Origin of the sequence: Rhodococcus sp. NCIMB 12038, from assembly GCF_002165735.1 — a bacterium.
Taxonomy (GTDB): Bacteria; Actinomycetota; Actinomycetes; order Mycobacteriales; family Mycobacteriaceae; genus Rhodococcus_F.
Map to the genome: position 1 here is coordinate 20,896 of NZ_NHML01000014.1, position 14,816 is coordinate 35,711.

Annotated in this window: 14 protein-coding genes; 3 read left to right on the plus strand and 11 right to left on the minus strand. The window is 68.4% G+C overall.

The features are described from left to right. Nucleotides 1–78: 78 nt before the first annotated feature. Entirely contained in the window at nt 79–2,259 is a 2,181-nt protein-coding gene (locus tag CA951_RS21670) for a malate synthase G (protein ID WP_087558983.1), read from the plus strand. A gap of 68 nt (nt 2,260–2,327) precedes the next feature. Here CA951_RS21670 and CA951_RS21675 read toward each other — a convergent pair whose 3' ends face one another. The 9 genes from CA951_RS21675 to CA951_RS21715 all read right to left on the minus strand — a co-directional run bounded on the left by CA951_RS21675 (nt 2,328) and on the right by CA951_RS21715 (nt 10,804). After that, nucleotides 2,328–3,065: an anti-sigma factor domain-containing protein gene (locus CA951_RS21675; RefSeq protein ID WP_087558782.1), complete on the minus strand. Its 738-nt coding sequence runs from the start codon at nt 3,063–3,065 to the stop codon at nt 2,328–2,330. After that, the gene (locus CA951_RS21680; RefSeq protein ID WP_087558783.1) at nt 3,058–3,636 is read right to left on the minus strand and encodes a sigma-70 family RNA polymerase sigma factor; all 579 of its coding nucleotides are present in this window, start codon (nt 3,634–3,636) and stop codon (nt 3,058–3,060) included. Before CA951_RS21680 ends, CA951_RS21675 begins: the two co-directional genes overlap by 8 nt. A 98-nt stretch (nt 3,637–3,734) precedes the next feature. Beyond that, nucleotides 3,735–4,535: a DUF1295 domain-containing protein gene (locus tag CA951_RS21685; RefSeq protein ID WP_087558784.1), complete on the minus strand. Its 801-nt coding sequence runs from the start codon at nt 4,533–4,535 to the stop codon at nt 3,735–3,737. Beyond that, the gene (locus tag CA951_RS21690) at nt 4,532–5,860 is read right to left on the minus strand and encodes a cyclopropane-fatty-acyl-phospholipid synthase family protein (protein ID WP_087558785.1); all 1,329 of its coding nucleotides are present in this window, start codon (nt 5,858–5,860) and stop codon (nt 4,532–4,534) included. Before CA951_RS21690 ends, CA951_RS21685 begins: the two co-directional genes overlap by 4 nt. Further along, entirely contained in the window at nt 5,857–7,260 is a 1,404-nt protein-coding gene (locus CA951_RS21695; RefSeq protein ID WP_087558786.1) for a class I SAM-dependent methyltransferase, read from the minus strand. The genes CA951_RS21690 and CA951_RS21695 overlap by 4 nt, the downstream gene beginning before the upstream one ends. After that, the gene (locus CA951_RS21700) at nt 7,257–7,997 is read right to left on the minus strand and encodes a DUF1365 domain-containing protein (RefSeq protein ID WP_087558787.1); all 741 of its coding nucleotides are present in this window, start codon (nt 7,995–7,997) and stop codon (nt 7,257–7,259) included. Before CA951_RS21700 ends, CA951_RS21695 begins: the two co-directional genes overlap by 4 nt. Then, on the minus strand, nt 7,994–9,334 hold the full coding sequence (locus tag CA951_RS21705; RefSeq protein WP_087558788.1) for an NAD(P)/FAD-dependent oxidoreductase: 1,341 nt from the start codon (nt 9,332–9,334) through the stop codon (nt 7,994–7,996). The genes CA951_RS21700 and CA951_RS21705 overlap by 4 nt, the downstream gene beginning before the upstream one ends. Continuing rightward, nucleotides 9,327–9,974, minus strand: a complete 648-nt coding sequence (locus CA951_RS21710; RefSeq protein WP_087558789.1) for an alpha/beta hydrolase — start codon at nt 9,972–9,974, stop codon at nt 9,327–9,329. The genes CA951_RS21705 and CA951_RS21710 overlap by 8 nt, the downstream gene beginning before the upstream one ends. Nucleotides 9,975–10,138: 164 nt before the next feature. Further along, nucleotides 10,139–10,804 carry a fasciclin domain-containing protein gene (locus tag CA951_RS21715; RefSeq protein WP_087558984.1) on the minus strand — a complete coding sequence of 222 codons (666 nt, stop codon included), beginning with the start codon at nt 10,802–10,804 and terminating at the stop codon, nt 10,139–10,141. Nucleotides 10,805–10,990: 186 nt separating this feature from the next. Between CA951_RS21715 and CA951_RS21720 the strand changes: the two genes are divergently transcribed. Next, nucleotides 10,991–11,593, plus strand: a complete 603-nt coding sequence (locus CA951_RS21720; protein ID WP_087558790.1) for a lipocalin family protein — start codon at nt 10,991–10,993, stop codon at nt 11,591–11,593. On the opposite strand, the gene CA951_RS21725 is transcribed toward CA951_RS21720, so the two are convergent. Then, entirely contained in the window at nt 11,572–13,053 is a 1,482-nt protein-coding gene (locus CA951_RS21725; protein WP_087558791.1) for an SDR family oxidoreductase, read from the minus strand. The two genes, CA951_RS21720 and CA951_RS21725, sit on opposite strands and share 22 nt — an antisense overlap. A gap of 59 nt (nt 13,054–13,112) precedes the next feature. On the opposite strand from CA951_RS21725, the gene CA951_RS21730 reads away from it, so the two are divergent. After that, nucleotides 13,113–14,465 carry a TIGR01777 family oxidoreductase gene (locus CA951_RS21730; RefSeq protein ID WP_087558792.1) on the plus strand — a complete coding sequence of 451 codons (1,353 nt, stop codon included), beginning with the start codon at nt 13,113–13,115 and terminating at the stop codon, nt 14,463–14,465. Here the strand turns inward: CA951_RS21730 and CA951_RS21735 are convergent. Further along, nucleotides 14,446–14,814 (minus strand): MmcQ/YjbR family DNA-binding protein, encoded by a 369-nt coding sequence (locus tag CA951_RS21735; RefSeq protein ID WP_043824596.1) that lies wholly within the window; start codon nt 14,812–14,814, stop codon nt 14,446–14,448. The genes CA951_RS21730 and CA951_RS21735 overlap by 20 nt on opposite strands. Nucleotides 14,815–14,816: the final 2 nt, after the last annotated feature.

A 14,816-nucleotide genomic window follows, 5' to 3' on the forward strand; every position in this document is an offset into this window, starting at 1 on the left:
GGTTTTCTCTATGTCAAGATACGAAACTGTGTTTTCGCATCGTGGAAGTTTTGCCAAGTGCGGAAGGTGAGTCATTTCATGACTGAGCGTGTTGAGGTCGGCGGTCTGCAGGTCGCGAAGGTGCTCTANGACTTCGTGAACGAGGAGGCGTTGCCGGGGACCGGGATCGACGTCGACGGTTTCTGGTCGGGTGCGGTGAAGGTGTTCGAGGACCTGGCACCGAAGAACCGGGCCCTGCTCGCCACCCGCGACGAGCTGCAGGCGCAGATCGACCGGTGGCACCGCGACCACNCCGGCACCCCCGACCCGGCCGAGTACCAAGAGTTTTTGACCTCCATCGGCTACCTGGTGCCCGCCCCGGCCCCGTTCACGGTGTCNACGGCGAACGTGGACACCGAGATCACCTCGACCGCCGGCCCGCAGCTGGTGGTCCCGGTCCTCAACGCCCGCTTCGCCCTGAACGCCTCCAACGCCCGCTGGGGGTCGCTGTACGACGCCCTGTACGGCACCAACGCCATTCCCGAGGACGGCGGCGCGGCACCGGGCACCTCCTACAACCAGGTCCGCGGCGACAGGGTCATCGCCTGGGCCCGGACGTTCCTCGACACCGCCGCCCCCCTCACCGGCGGTTCGCACGCCGACGCGGTCCGCTACACCGTCGACGGGGACACGCTGCGGGTGGAGTTGGCCGACGGCACCGTCACCNCCCTCACCGACCCCGAAAAGTTCGTCGGCTACCTCGGCGACCCGGCCACCCCCACCAGCGTGCTGCTGCGCAACCACGGCCTGCACGCCGACATCCAGATCGACCCCACCTCCCCGATCGGGTCCACNGACCGGGCCGGGATCAAGGACGTNGTCCTCGAATCCGCGGTCACCACCATCATGGACTTCGAGGACTCCGTCGCCGCCGTCGACGCCGACGACAAGGTCGTCGGCTACCGCAACTGGCTCGGCCTNAACCGGGGNGATCTGACCGAGGAGATGACCAAGGGCGGCNAGGCGTTCACCCGCCGGCTGAACCCGGACCGCACCTACACCGCCCCCGACGGGTCGGATCTGACCCTGCACGGGCGGTCGCTGCTGTTCGTCCGCAACGTCGGCCACCTGATGACCACCCCGGCGATCCTGCACCCGGACGGCACCGAGGTCCCCGAGGGCATCCTCGACGCCCTCCTCACCTCCCTNNGCGCCATCCACGGGCTCAGTAGGTCGGAGGCGTCGGGGCCGCTGGACAACTCCCGCACCGGGTCGATCTACATCGTCAAACCCAAACAGCACGGCCCCGACGAGGTCGCGTTCACCACCGAACTGTTCGGCCGCGTCGAGCAGGTCCTGAACCTGCCCGCCAACACNTTGAAGGTGGGGATCATGGACGAGGAACGGCGCACCACCGTCAACCTCGCCGCCTGCATCCACGAGGCCCGCGAACGGGTGGTGTTCATCAACACCGGGTTCCTCGACCGCACCGGCGACGAGATCCACACCTCGATGGAGGCCGGGCCGATGATCCGCAAGGCCGAGATGAAGCAGCAGACCTGGATCACCGCCTACGAGGACTGGAACGTCGATGTCGGTCTGGCCGCCGGGCTGCAGGGCAAGGCGCAGATCGGNAAGGGCATGTGGGCGATGACCGAACTGATGGCCGAGATGCTCGAGCAGAAGATCGGCCACCCCAAGGCCGGCGCGAACACCGCGTGGGTGCCGTCGCCGACCGGGGCNACCCTGCACGCCACCCACTACCACCAGGTCGACGTGTTCGCCGTCCAAGACCGGCTCAAGGGGGCGCCGCGGGCCACCCTCGAACAGATCCTCACCATCCCCCTCGCCCCCAACACCGACTGGACCGAGGAGCAGAAGCAGGAGGAACTCGACAACAACTGCCAGTCCATCCTCGGGTANGTGGTCCGGTGGATCGACGCCGGCGTCGGCTGCTCCAAGGTCCCCGACATCCACGACGTCGCCCTGATGGAGGACCGCGCGACCCTGCGCATCTCCAGCCAACTGCTGGCGAACTGGATCCGGCACGGCGTGGTCACCGCCGACCAGGTCGTCGCCTCCCTGCAGCGGATGGCGCCGGTGGTGGACCGGCAGAACNAGGGNGACCCGACGTATCGGCCGCTGGCCCCGGACTTCGACACCAACATCGCGTTCCAGGCCGCCAAGGAACTCATCCTCGACGGCACACGGCAGCCCTCCGGCTACACCGAACCGATCCTGCACCGCCGCCGCCGCGAATACAAAGCCGCCAACGCCTGACCGACAGCGCCCGACAGACCGACAGGTGAGTGGCAAAGCGTGCGGGAGCACACTTTGCCACTCACCTGTCAGGTGAGGTTCACCGTCGCGAAGATGTCGCCGGTGGGCTGGGTGGAACCGCCGGGCGGTTCCACACTGAACCCGAGCGCCGTCGACTGGTCGATGTCGTTCACGACTGCGGTCGTCGACGGTGCCACGTCGTCGGCCTCCATGATCCCGGCCGACACCGGTTCGTGGGACGGCCCGAGCAACCACATCTGATAGACCGAACCGGGCTCGGGCGGTGGGACGTCGTTCATGACCAGCAGTCCGGCGTCGACGTCCTTGGAGTACACGACGGTCGCCGAACCGCCACCGGCGATCGGCGCTGCCGCCGTGCGGACGTCGTCGGCCGCGAGGATCTGCGCGGGAACGGGTTGGGTTTCGTCGCTCTGCAACTGCTGCGCGACGGTGATGCCACCGACGGCGAGGACGATCACGGCGGCCGCCGCACTCAGAGCGCCGAGGAGGCGCCTGCGCCTGCGCGCACGAACCTCGTCCAGCGCCACCGGCGCGGGTGCCGAGGCGGTGCCGGGCAGGGCGTCGAGGATGCGTCCGAGCAGGTAGTCGGGCGGGTCGACCGCGGTGGACGCGGACTGGGCGGCCATCGTCTCCTGCACCCCGCGCACAGCGTTGTCGAATTCGAGCCGAATGTGCGGCGGTGCGCTCTGGATCGCGGTGTCGATCTCGTGGCGCTGCTGATCGTCGACGGCGTCGAGTGCATACACCTGAGCGAGGTCGAGGATGTCGTGCTGGGATTCATCCATCGAACTGCACCCCCAGACATTGCTTGAGCCTGATCAATCCGTCTCGAATTCGTGATTTCACCGTGGGAAGCGCCACGGACAACCGCTCCGACACTTCCCGGTAGGTCAGCCCCCCGTAATACGCGAGGACCACGGTCCGCTGCTGGACTTCGGTGAGCGTGCCGAGGCAGTCGACGACGTCGCTGGTGTCGCCCCGCCGGGTGACTTCCTCCGACACCGCGTCGAACGGTCCGTACCAACTCGAGGCGCCGTAGGCGGCTTCGCGTTCGGATCCGGACTGCTCGGACCGCACCCGGTCGACGGCGCGGCGGTGGGCGAGGGTGATCAGCCACGACAGCGGCGACCCCTGCTTCGGGTCGAATTTTGCCGCGTTGTTCCAGACCTGCAGGTATACCTCCTGCGTGGTTTCCTCGCTGTATCCGGGATCGCGCAGCACCCGCAGCACCATGCCGTACACCCGCGTGCTGGTGCGTTCGTAGAAGTCGCTGAACGCATCCCGCTCGCCGCGCGAGATACGCGCCAGCAACGCCGTCAGCGTCACGTTCTCCGTGTCCCTGTCGACGCCGGTCATCGGCCCATTCCGCTCATCGATCCACAGCTTAATAGCAGGCTGCGGCCGGTGTGACCAGGACAGGACCCGGGGAGGCGCGAGCGATGCCGGCACGGTGCTCACCGCTTCGGCGGCAGGGGAAGGAAGTAACTGGTTCGCTGCTGGTATTCGGGGTAGCCCGCGCGCTGCGACATCGACTTTTCGAGCAGCCTCGCCCCCGTCGCGAACACCAGGAAATACGTCATGACCACGGGGGACAGCACGGTGACGGCGCCGGGCCACACGCTCGCCGCGATCAGCCACAGCCCCCACCACACGCAGGAGTCGCCGAAGTAGTTCGGGTGCCGCGTCCACGCCCACAGGCCGACATCCATGATCTCGCCCTTGTGGGACGGGTCGGCCTTGAACGTCTTCAACTGGTGGTCGCCGATCGATTCGAACACGACGCCGAGCACCCACAGGAGCAGACCGAGCACCACGGCCACCGCGCCGATTCCGGACGCCGGACCGAGCACGGCCGACACCTGCAGGGGTAGCGAGACGAACCACTGCGCGAGGCCCTGGGTGAGGAAGATCTTCCTGACGACGACGCCCGGCGAGTCGCCGCCGGCCCGGTCGAGCATCTCCTCGTACCGCGGGTCCTCGCCCTTTCCGGCGGACTTGGTGTACATGTGCCAGGTCAGCCGCAGACCCCACACCGCGACGAGGACGAACATCAGCCACCGGCGGAGTGTGTCGCCGTCGCCGAGGACGGCCGCCACGAACGCCACCAGCACGAAGCCGAGGCCCCACGTCACGTCGACGACGTTGTAGCGCCCGATCCGGCGGCCGACGAGGAACGTCGCGGCTTGCAGGACGGCGAGCACGAGCAGGCTCGCCGCCGTGACGGCGCCGAAATCCGACCAATCGAATCCGTTCATCGGAGCACGCCGGAACCTGTGACGTCGGCCTGCACTGCGGGGGTGGCATCGCCCCGCACCGCCGGCATCAGCGACTGGCCCGCCGCGGTCGGCTTCACGGCCAGGATCTGATCGACACCCATGCGGCCCTGCGCGAAGCTCATCCCGCCGCCGACGAGGTACAGCCGCCACACCCGGGCCATCTCCAGCCCGACCATCGCGACGACGTCGTCCCAGCGGGACTCGAACTGCTCCAGCCACGCGTCGACGGTCCAGACGTAGTGCTCGCGAAGGCCATGCACGTCGCGCACCTCGAGCCCGGCTCGTTCGAGGTACGCGACGCTCTCGCCGACCGGACGCATGGTCATGTCGGGAGCTATGAACGACTCGATGAACGGGCCGCCGCCGGGATGGCGTCCGGTGCGCGACATCTGCTGGATCAGCACCCGCGCACCGGGCTTCGCGTTGTCGTAGAGGGCCTGCGCGTACCGGGCGTAGTTCTTCTCGCCCACGTGCTCGCCCATTTCGAGGGAGGCGACGGCGTCGAACGGCCCGTCGGGGACCTCCCGGTAGTCCTGCAGTCGGATCTCGACGCGGTCCTGCAACCCGCGTTCGGCGATCCGCGCGTCGATGAAGGCCTTCTGCTCCCGGGAGATCGTGACCCCGACGACCCGGGCGCCGTACGCGGATGCGGCGTGCAGGCTCAGCGACCCCCAGCCGCAGCCGACGTCGAGCAACCGCATGCCGGGTTCGAGCCCGACCTTGCGGCACACCAGGTCCAGCTTGTCCCGCTGCGCGTCCTCGAGCCGGTAGTCCGGATCCTGCGGCGCGCCCGGCGCGTTCCGGGTGAAGTACGCGCAGGAGTAGGCCATCTGCGGGTCGAGAATCAGCGAGTAGAAATCGTTGGAGAGGTCGTAGTGGTGGCTGATCGCGGCGCGGTCGCGGAGCACGCTGTGCAGCCGGCCGCGGATGTTCGCCTGCGTGGCGGGTGCGGGCAGGGGGCCGCCCACGACGCCCAATTTCGCGGCGACGCGCAGCACCTTCGCGATCGTCGACGGGCTCGGCCGCACTCCGCTCAGCCCACGCTCGCGGCCCACCGCCCACACGTGGGCCAGGGCCTCACCCAGGTCGCCCTCGACGTCGATCTCACCCGTCACGTAGGCCTGCGCGGCCCCGAGTTCACCCGGGCTCCACAGCAATCGACGCAGGGCGTCGGGGCTGCGCAGCACCACCTTCGGCGCCGTCGCCGGGCCGGCGGTGCTGCCGTCCCACGCGGTCAGGTGCACGGGCAGTTCGCCGCGGACGAGCGGACGTAACGCCTTGTCGAGTTCGGCGGCAACGGTCACGGTCGTGCTCCCGTCTTGTCGAGGACGAGCTGCTGGACGTCGATGTAGCCGGAGCGGAACCCGGCTTCCGAGTAGCAGAGGTAGAAATGCCACATCCGGCGGAACGTCTCGTCGAATCCGAGTTCCTCCGCCTGCGCGCTGTGCGCGGCGAACCGCTCCTTCCACAGCCGTAGCGTCTCCGCGTAGTGTTGTCCCATGCTCAGGCGTTCCCGCACCCGCAGCCCGGTGTGTTCGGCGGTGACGGATTCGATCGCCTCGGTCGACGGGAGGAATCCGCCGGGGAAGATGTACTTGTGCACCCAGGTATAGGTGTTGCGGGTCTGCAGCATCCGATCGTGCGGCATGGTGATCGCCTGCAGCGCAACCCTTCCGCCCGGGGCGAGCAGCTTGTCGAGCACCCGGAAGTAAGTGGCCCAGTACTGGTGCCCGACGGCTTCGATCATCTCGACGGACACGATGGCGTCGTATTCGCCGTCGACGTTGCGGTAGTCGAGCAGATCGATCTGCACGGCGTCCGAGTGTCCGGCCTCGGCGACGCGCCGGCGGGCCAGGCTCTGCTGTTCGCTGGACAACGTCACGGAGCGGACCACGGCGCCGCGTTCCGCCGCCCGGATGCACAACTCTCCCCAGCCGGTCCCGATCTCGAGCAACCGGGTGCCCGCGCCGACGCCGGCCTCGTCGAGCAGCCGATCGATCTTGCGGCGCTGCGCGTCGGCGAAGTCGTCCCACTTCGGGGTGACTTGCGGGACGGGCGCCCGCAGGATGGTCACGTCCCGGACCTGCCCCACGCGCGTCGGCGTCGAGGAGAACAGTGCGCTCGAGTACGTCAGCGTCTCGTCGAGGAACGTCTCGAACAGCTCGTTGGACAGGTCGTAGTGCCGGGAAATGTTGGAGCGAGTGTTCTGCTCGGTGTTACGTTCCTGCGCCGGGTGTTTGGCGACATACAGTGCGCGCAGACGCTGCAGCGGGCGGGGAATGAGCGTCGCCATCCGGGAGGCGAACACGCTGAGCACTGCGGCGAGGTCCGGCGACGTCCAGTCGCCGGCCATGTAGGACTCTCCGAAACCGATCAGGCCGCTCGTTCCGACCCGCCGGGCGAACGCGTCGGGATTGCGGATGATCATGCGGGGCAAGATTTCCTGCTCCCGGTGTGCCCCAACCAGGGTGCCGTCGGGATACTCGATGCGGACGTCGAGGTCGGCGGCCGCGCGGCGGAACAGCCGGTCGGCGACCTTCGCCGACGCCGCGGCACGCACACCGGTCGGCACGTCGGCCAGCCCGGGCCAGATCCGATTGTCGATCCGCGGGTCCTCACCGGTGAACTCCTCGTCGGCGAATCCCTGGCCGGCCGTGCTCACGGCAGGCGACCCGTCCGTGCCGGTGTCCTTGTTCCTTCTCACTGAACTGTCTCCTTCTGACGGCCGTCGGGCCGGGCCATGACGGGGAGTCCACGGGCCCACAATGTGATTCCCTGGATGCGGATACGAGCCGACACCACGAGAGGTGCCAGGGGAGTGCGTAGTTGAGTCTTCAGAACGGTCCGGCTGGTGGCCGGTTGCCGCGATCCCCGCACCGTCGCGGTGAACGGTCCGTGCCCGTCGCGGTGGAGAACCACGTTCAGGGAGAGGGTGTCGCCGGGCTCGGGGAACCGCATGTCGTAGCGCCCGCTCACGTCGTTGAACGGTGAGACGTAGAACTGCTTGTCCACCTCGGCGCGGTCGTCGCCGTCGGGCCGGATCAGGTAGCTGTGCCGTTGACCGTACGTGTTGTGCACCTCGGCGATCACGCATCGCAGGCTGCCGTCGGCGTCGTGGCACCAGTACACGCTGAGCGGGTTGAACACGTAGCCGAGCACCCGCGCGTTGACGAGAGCCGTGACCCGGCCGCCGCGGAGGTCGACTCCGTGCCCTGAGAGGAACGCATCGACCCTGCTGCGCAGCGTGTCCGCGGCGGCGGCAGGATCCGGTTCGAAGTGGTCCTCGGCGCGGAAGCGGGCGAACGGTCCGAGCCACCGGGGGAGGCGCGGAAGGGCGTCCACGTCGACGTACCAGCTGTAGCTCGTGTACTCGAAACTGTTGCGGACCGGTTCGGTGCGCGCGTGCCGGATCCTCGTCGAGTAGATCGCCGGCGCGGTCATGACACCGTCTCCCGTTCGTGCGGTCGGGCCGTCCGCGCATCCCACGAGCCACCGACACGTTCGGCGGCGCGCAGTCCCGAGAGCGCCCCGTCTTCGTGGAACCCCCAGCCGTGGTAGGCGCCGGCGAAAGCGAACGTGCCGGAATCGAGTTCGTGCAACCGCGATTGCGCCGCGACGGAATCGGGGGTGTAGACGGGATGCTCGTACGTCATCTCCGCCACGACCTTCGACGGGTCGACGAGGTGCTGCCCGCCGAGCGTGACGAGGAACCGCCGGTCGCGCACCGTGTCGAGGCGCATGAGCCGGGTCATGTCGTAGGTGACGACGACACCTGCCGCGTCCCTGCCGTCGGCAGGTGTCAGGTAGTTCCAGGACGCCCGGGCGTGCTCGGCGCGGGGGAGCAGTGACACGTCGGTGTGCAACTGCGCGTGATTCACCGAATACGGCATGGCGCCCAGGATCTCCGCCTCGAGATCGGAGGCGTCGCCGAGCATGGCGAGCGCCCGACGCGGGTGCACGGCCACCACCACGGCGTCGAAGTACCGGACGTCGCCGCGGCCGTCGACGACGCATGCGCCGCCGTCCGGGGTGCGCTCCACCTGCTGCACGGGCGTGTCGAGAAGGATCTCGTCGATGTGTGCCGCCACCTTCTCGACGTAGCGGGCGGACCCGCCGGTCACGGTGCGCCAGGTGGGTGAGCCGAAGACGGTGAGCATTCCGTGATGGTCGAGGAAGGTGAACAGGTAGCGGGCTGGGTACTGCGCGGCCGTCGCGGGATCGCACGACCACACCGCCGCGACGAGCGGGGTCATGAAGTTCTCGACGAAGTACGGGCTGAAACCGTTGCGGCCCAGGAATTCACCCAGCGGTTCCTGCCCGCCGGACTCACCGGCGGGGGTGTCGAGCACGGTCCGGGCGCAGCGGTGGAACCGGAGGACCTCGCCGAGCATGCGCCAGTAACGTGGCCGGGTCAGATTGCGAGCGGTCGGGAACAGTCCACGCAGGCCTTTCGCGCCCGCGTACTCGAGCCCGGTCACGTCGGACCGGATCGACATCGACATGTCCGAATCCTGGGTGGTCACGTCGAGTTCGGCGAACAGTCGCAGCAGGGTGGGGTAGGTGCGGTCGTTGTGCACGATGAAGCCGGTGTCGACGTCCACCTCCACACCCGTGTCGAGCGTCAGGTGGTGGGTGTGGGCGTGGCCGCCGAGACGGGCGTCGGACTCGTAGAGGGTGACGCGGTCGTGGCGGGACAGAACGTAGGCGGCGGTCAATCCCGCGACGCCGCTGCCGATCACGGCGACGTTCCTGCGTTCCAGCTTCTCCGAATCATGCATGGCGACCTGCTTTCCGGTCTGTCGGTGCGGCGACGACGCCTTCCGCGACGAAGGCGTCGAGAACGAAATCGGCGGTGATGCGATGCCACCACCACGGCCGGGTGAGCATGAAGTGGCCGGCTCCGGAGAGCGGATGCCAGGAGGCGTTCACGCCGCGCGCCAGTGCCTGTTCGGTCTGGGCCCGGGAGGCGACGGGGTCCGTCCAGCGGTCGGCGGTTCCGTGCGCGACCATCAGGCTGCGGTCGGCGGGCACCCGGTCGCCGTCGGATTCGGGCCACCAGGGTGCGAGGGCAGCGATCGCCCGGACGTTCTCATTGTCGGCGAGGTGAGCGGCGACGCGGCCGCCCATCGAATGCCCCACGACGGCGACGGGGACGTCCCCGAACCGCAGTCGGGCGCGCTCGAGGGCGATCCGGGCGTCGTGCACCGGGCTGGCCTCGGGGGCGTTCCATCCGCGGACCCGGTACTGCAGCCGCTGCACGGCGATGCCGTGGGGTCCGAGCGTCGACCTCAGCGACCGGGCCAACCAGATCATGCGCAGGTTCGACAGGTGCCAGCAGCGCGACGGGTCCTGACTGCGTGGTTTGCCGCCGGGCAGCACGAGCACGTATGCCGGGGCGATGGGTGAGCCTCTGTCCATATCAATTATTCGGAGCTGACTTTGCATCGGATGGGCGGACCCCGCACCCCCACGTGAGTGGGAAAGCGTGCCGGATCACGCTTTCCCGCTCACGTGGGGCAGCCCGGCGACATCGGTGTGGAACCGATGCCGCCGGGCGCGGTGAAACCGTGAGACGTGCGTGCCTACTGGGGCATCAGGACGGAGTCGACCAGGTACACCGTGGCGTTGGCGGTCTGGACGCCGCCGCAGATGACGCCTGCGTCGTTGACCTTCAGGTCGTCACCCGAACCGGTGACGGTGACCGTGCCGCCCTCGACGGTCGTGTGCTCGCCGGCGATGTCACTCGGCGCGATCTGGCCGGGAACCACGTGGTACGTCAGGACCTTGGTGAGCAGTGCGGCGTCGGTCTTGAGGGTCTCGATTGTGGCCGGGTCGACCTTCGCGAACGCGGCATCCACCGGCGCGAAGACCGTGAACTGCCCGCTGTTCAGCGTGTCGACGAGGTTGACCTGCGGATTGAGCTGACCGGACACCGCGGCGGTGAGCGTGGTGAGCAGGGGGTTGTTGGATGCGGCCGTCGCAACCGGATCCTGCGCCATGCCGCTGACCGAACCGGCACCGTCCGGCACCGTCTTCGCGTACTCGGCGCAGCCCGGGCCGACCAGGTTGGCGGCGGGATCGGCCATCGCGGACGAGGTCATCGAACCGGACGACATCGACTCGGACGTCATCGCCTCCGAAGCGGAGCCGCTGCTCGACGAGTCGCTGTCGTCGGACGAACACGCCGCGCCCAGCAGGACCAGGGACGTACTCGCGGCGACTGCCAGGACTCGTGTGGTGATCTTCATCAGAAATTGCCTCTCTCCGGTGTGGGTGCGGGGGAGCACCATCGACAGGCATTCGGAGCAGTCTCCGAAGCGGATGGGTCGAAGGTTTTCCCCGTATCGACCCATCCGATCCGGGAGCGGCGCCGAATGCCCTATCGCGGAGCGGTAACGAATGCTCGGATAGGGCACGAACGCGAAAGGACAGAGATGACATTCTCGAAGGCACGTGGATTCGCCGCAGGACTGTTGACGGCCGCAGCGGCGGCGGTGCTGGTAGCCACTCCGGCACAGGCGCAGCCCGGTGCGCTCGCACCCGTTCCGTCCCTCGACGTCCAGAGGTACCTGGGCACGTGGTATCAGTTGGCCGCTGTGCCACAGCCGTTCAACCTCGACTGCGCGTGGGATACGAGGGCGACGTACGGACTGCTCGACCCGTCGAACGTCAGCGTGGCCAACTCGTGCACCACGTGGGCGGGTGGGCCGAACGGAATCAGGGGCAACGCGCGCGTCAACGATCCGGTCACCAATGCGCAGCTCCACGTGAGTTTCCCGGACGTGCCGTTCCAGAGTGCGGCGGACGGTCCCACCAATTACGTGGTTACGTACATCGCCGACGACTATTCGTGGGCGCTGGTCGGTGACCCGGCCCGGCTGTCGGGATTTGTGCTGTCCCGCACCCCGGCGGTCGACGACGCGGGGTGGCAGCAGATCCGGCAGGTGGTGGAATCGCGGGGCTACAATTCGTGCCTGTTGCTGACGTCCCCGACCAGCGGTGGCAGAGAGGGGATTCAGCCGCTCTGCACGGTCTGACGGGCTGCCGACCCGGTGATGTTCTCCATCATTCCTTTGAAGATGATTCCGTGGAACGGCAGGATCGAGTACCAGTACAGCCGCCCGGCCAGGCCTTTCGGGAAGAAGATGGCGCGCTGATCGAGCCGGGACCGGTCGGGATCCACACTGTGGACGGTCCATTCGAGCCACGCCCCGCCCGGTGCCCGCATCTCGGCGCGTAGCCGGAGTAGCGACCCCCGGTCGATGCGTTCGACCCGCCAGAAGTCCAGGGGGTCACCGGTGTTGAGCTGCTTGGGGTTCCGGCGTCCGCGGGTGAGTCCGACCCCGCCGACGACGCGGTCGAGCCAGCCGCGCACGGACCACGCGAGTGGAAAGGAGTACCAGCCGTTCTCGCCGCCGATGCTCTCGACGACGGTCCACAGCGTTGCGGCGTCGGCGTCGCAGTCCTTGGTGCGTTCGTCGGTGTAGACGACCTCACCTGCCCAGTCGGGGTCGGACGGCAGCGGATCGGAGGGGGCGCCGACCGGGGACGCACTGGCCCACGTCGTTTCCACCTCGCCGTTGTCGATGCGCCGCAACGCCAGTCGGACGGCGTCCCGGTACGTCGTCAGCCCCGCCTTCGGCGGCGGGATCACGTTGTCGATGTCGTGCTCGCCTGCGACGGCGTCGTTGTGGAGCGATTCGATCAGTGCCCGCCCGAGTGAGCGGGGGATCGGGGTGACCAAACCGATCCACAGGCCTGCGAGTTTCGGGGTCAGCACCGGGAGGACGAGGATGCGACGCTGCCGCAGACCGGCGACCTCGGCGTACGTCTGCATCATCTCGCCGTAGCGGAGGACGTCGGGACCACCGATGTCGAATGTCCGACTGTGCGGCAACGGCGCGTCGGCCGCGGCGACGAGATAGTGCAGCACGTCGCGGACCGCGATCGGCTGGATCTTGTTGTTCACCCACCGCGGCGTCGTCATTACGGGGAGCCGGTTGGTGAGGTGGCGGATCATCTCGAACGATGCCGAACCGGAGCCGATGACCACCCCGGCCTGCAGAACCATTGTGGGGACACCGGAGTCGACGAGGATCCGTCCCACCTGGGTGCGGGACCGCAGGTGCGGCGAGAGATCCGCCGAATCGGGATGCAGTCCGCCGAGGTAGACGATCCGGCCGACACCGGCCGTGCGGGCCGCCTCGGCCACGTTCTCCGCGCTGATGCGTTCGGCCTTCTCGAACTCGTCCGACCCTCCCATCGAATGCACGAGGTAGTAAACGACGTCCATGTCCGCGAAAGCGGCAGAAAGGGATTCGGGGTCACTCAGATCGCCGCGGGCGATTTCGACGTCGGACGCCCAGGGAACGTCGGTCAGTTTCTCCGGTGAACGCACCAGCACCCGCACCCGGTGGCCGGCTTCCGAGAGCCGGGGAGCGAGGCGTCCGCCGATGTATCCGGTGGCTCCGGTGACCAGTACACGTAACTGCGTCATTCCCACACGCTACCCGTCGTTGTCACCGCCGCGCGGCCTGTCGCGACTATGGTCGGGTCATGGGCATCGTGCATTCGAGTGTGGTCGAGGCCGCGCGGGACGAGTTGTTCGCCTGGCACACGAGGGCCGGGGCGTTCACCCGGCTCTCGCCGCCGTGGCAGCCGCTCAGTCTCGCGAAGGAATCCGAGTCTCTGGAATCGGGTCGTGCCGAACTGCGCATGCCCGGTGGCCTGAAGTGGGTCGCGCAGCACGACGCGAAGGAATACGACCCTCCGCACCGGTTCGTCGACTATTCGGCCGCCCTGCCGCTGCGCCTGCTGGTGCCGTGGCGGCACACGCACACGTTCGACGTCGTGTCGGAGGGCCGGACCCGGGTCACCGACCGCGTCGACACCGTCGTGCCCGGTCAATTCCTCCGGTCGACGTTCGTCTACCGGCACCGCCAACTCGCCGACGACCTGGCCCGGCACCACTGGGCGTCCACGCTCCTGCCCGGTCCCCTCACCATCGCGGTGACGGGAAGTTCGGGGCTCGTCGGCTCCGCCCTGACCGCGTTCCTGAGCACGGGCGGGCACCGGGTGATCCGTCTCGTGCGCCGCGCTCCCAGTACCCCCGACGAGCGGCGCTGGAACCCGGATGCGCCCGCCGCGGATCTGCTCGACGGCGTCGACGCGGTGATCCACCTGGCAGGCGCGTCCATCGCGGGGCGGTTCACCGACGGTCATCGCCGGGCGATCAGGGACAGTCGTATCGAACCCACGCGGCGACTCGCGGAGGTGGCGGCCGCGTCCGGGAGGGGACCGAAGACGTTCGTCAGTGCGTCGGCGATCGGGTACTACGGGCCCGACCGCGGCGACGAGGTGCTGCACGAGCAGGATGCGCGGGGCGACGGCTTCCTCGCCGACGTCGTCGCGGACTGGGAGGACGCGACGACGCCGGCAGCGGACGCCGGACTGCGGGTGGTGCACGTCCGCACCGGGATCGTCCAGTCCCCGAGCGGCGGTGTGCTGCGCCTGCAGCGGCCGCTGTTCGAGGTCGGACTCGGAGGTCGCCTGGGCGCCGGAACCCAGTGGCTGTCGTGGATCGACATCGACGATCTGATCGACGTCTACCACCGTGCCGTCGTGGATTCGGGGTTGAGCGGCCCGGTGAATGCGGTGGCACCGAATCCTGTTCGCAACGAGGAGTACACCGCCGTCCTGGCGTCGGTGCTGCACCGACCGGCCTTCCTTCCGGTACCCGATTTCGGCCCGAAACTGCTGCTCGGGGAGCAGGGTGCGCGCGAACTCGCCCTCGCCGATCAGCGCGTCACCCCCGGCAAACTCGAGGGCCGCGGCCACCGGTTCCGGCGGCCCGACCTCGACACGGCGCTGCGCCACCAACTCGGCCGGTTCAAGACGGACGAGGGGTAGCGCGCCCCGCGTCGTACGCCGCCACGACCCGCTTCGGGGCGGTGAGACGCCACGCCTCCTCGACGAGTTCGGCCAGTTCTTCGGAGTCGACGCGGTCGAGGACTACGTCGATCCAGCCCCACCGTCCGAAGAACGGTGCGACCAGGAACACGTCGGGATCCTCCTGCAGCAGCGCGGCCTGCGTTTCTTTCGTCGCTTTGAGGCAGACGGTGGGGGCGCCGTACCCGACGAGGCCGAACATCTTCTTGCGCACCCGGAACGTCGGTTGGTCGCCCCAGTTCGCGATCACCACCTCGTGCGCCTCCGGCAACGCCAGCATCATCGCGCGAACGTCGTGTTCGGTGGGCATCA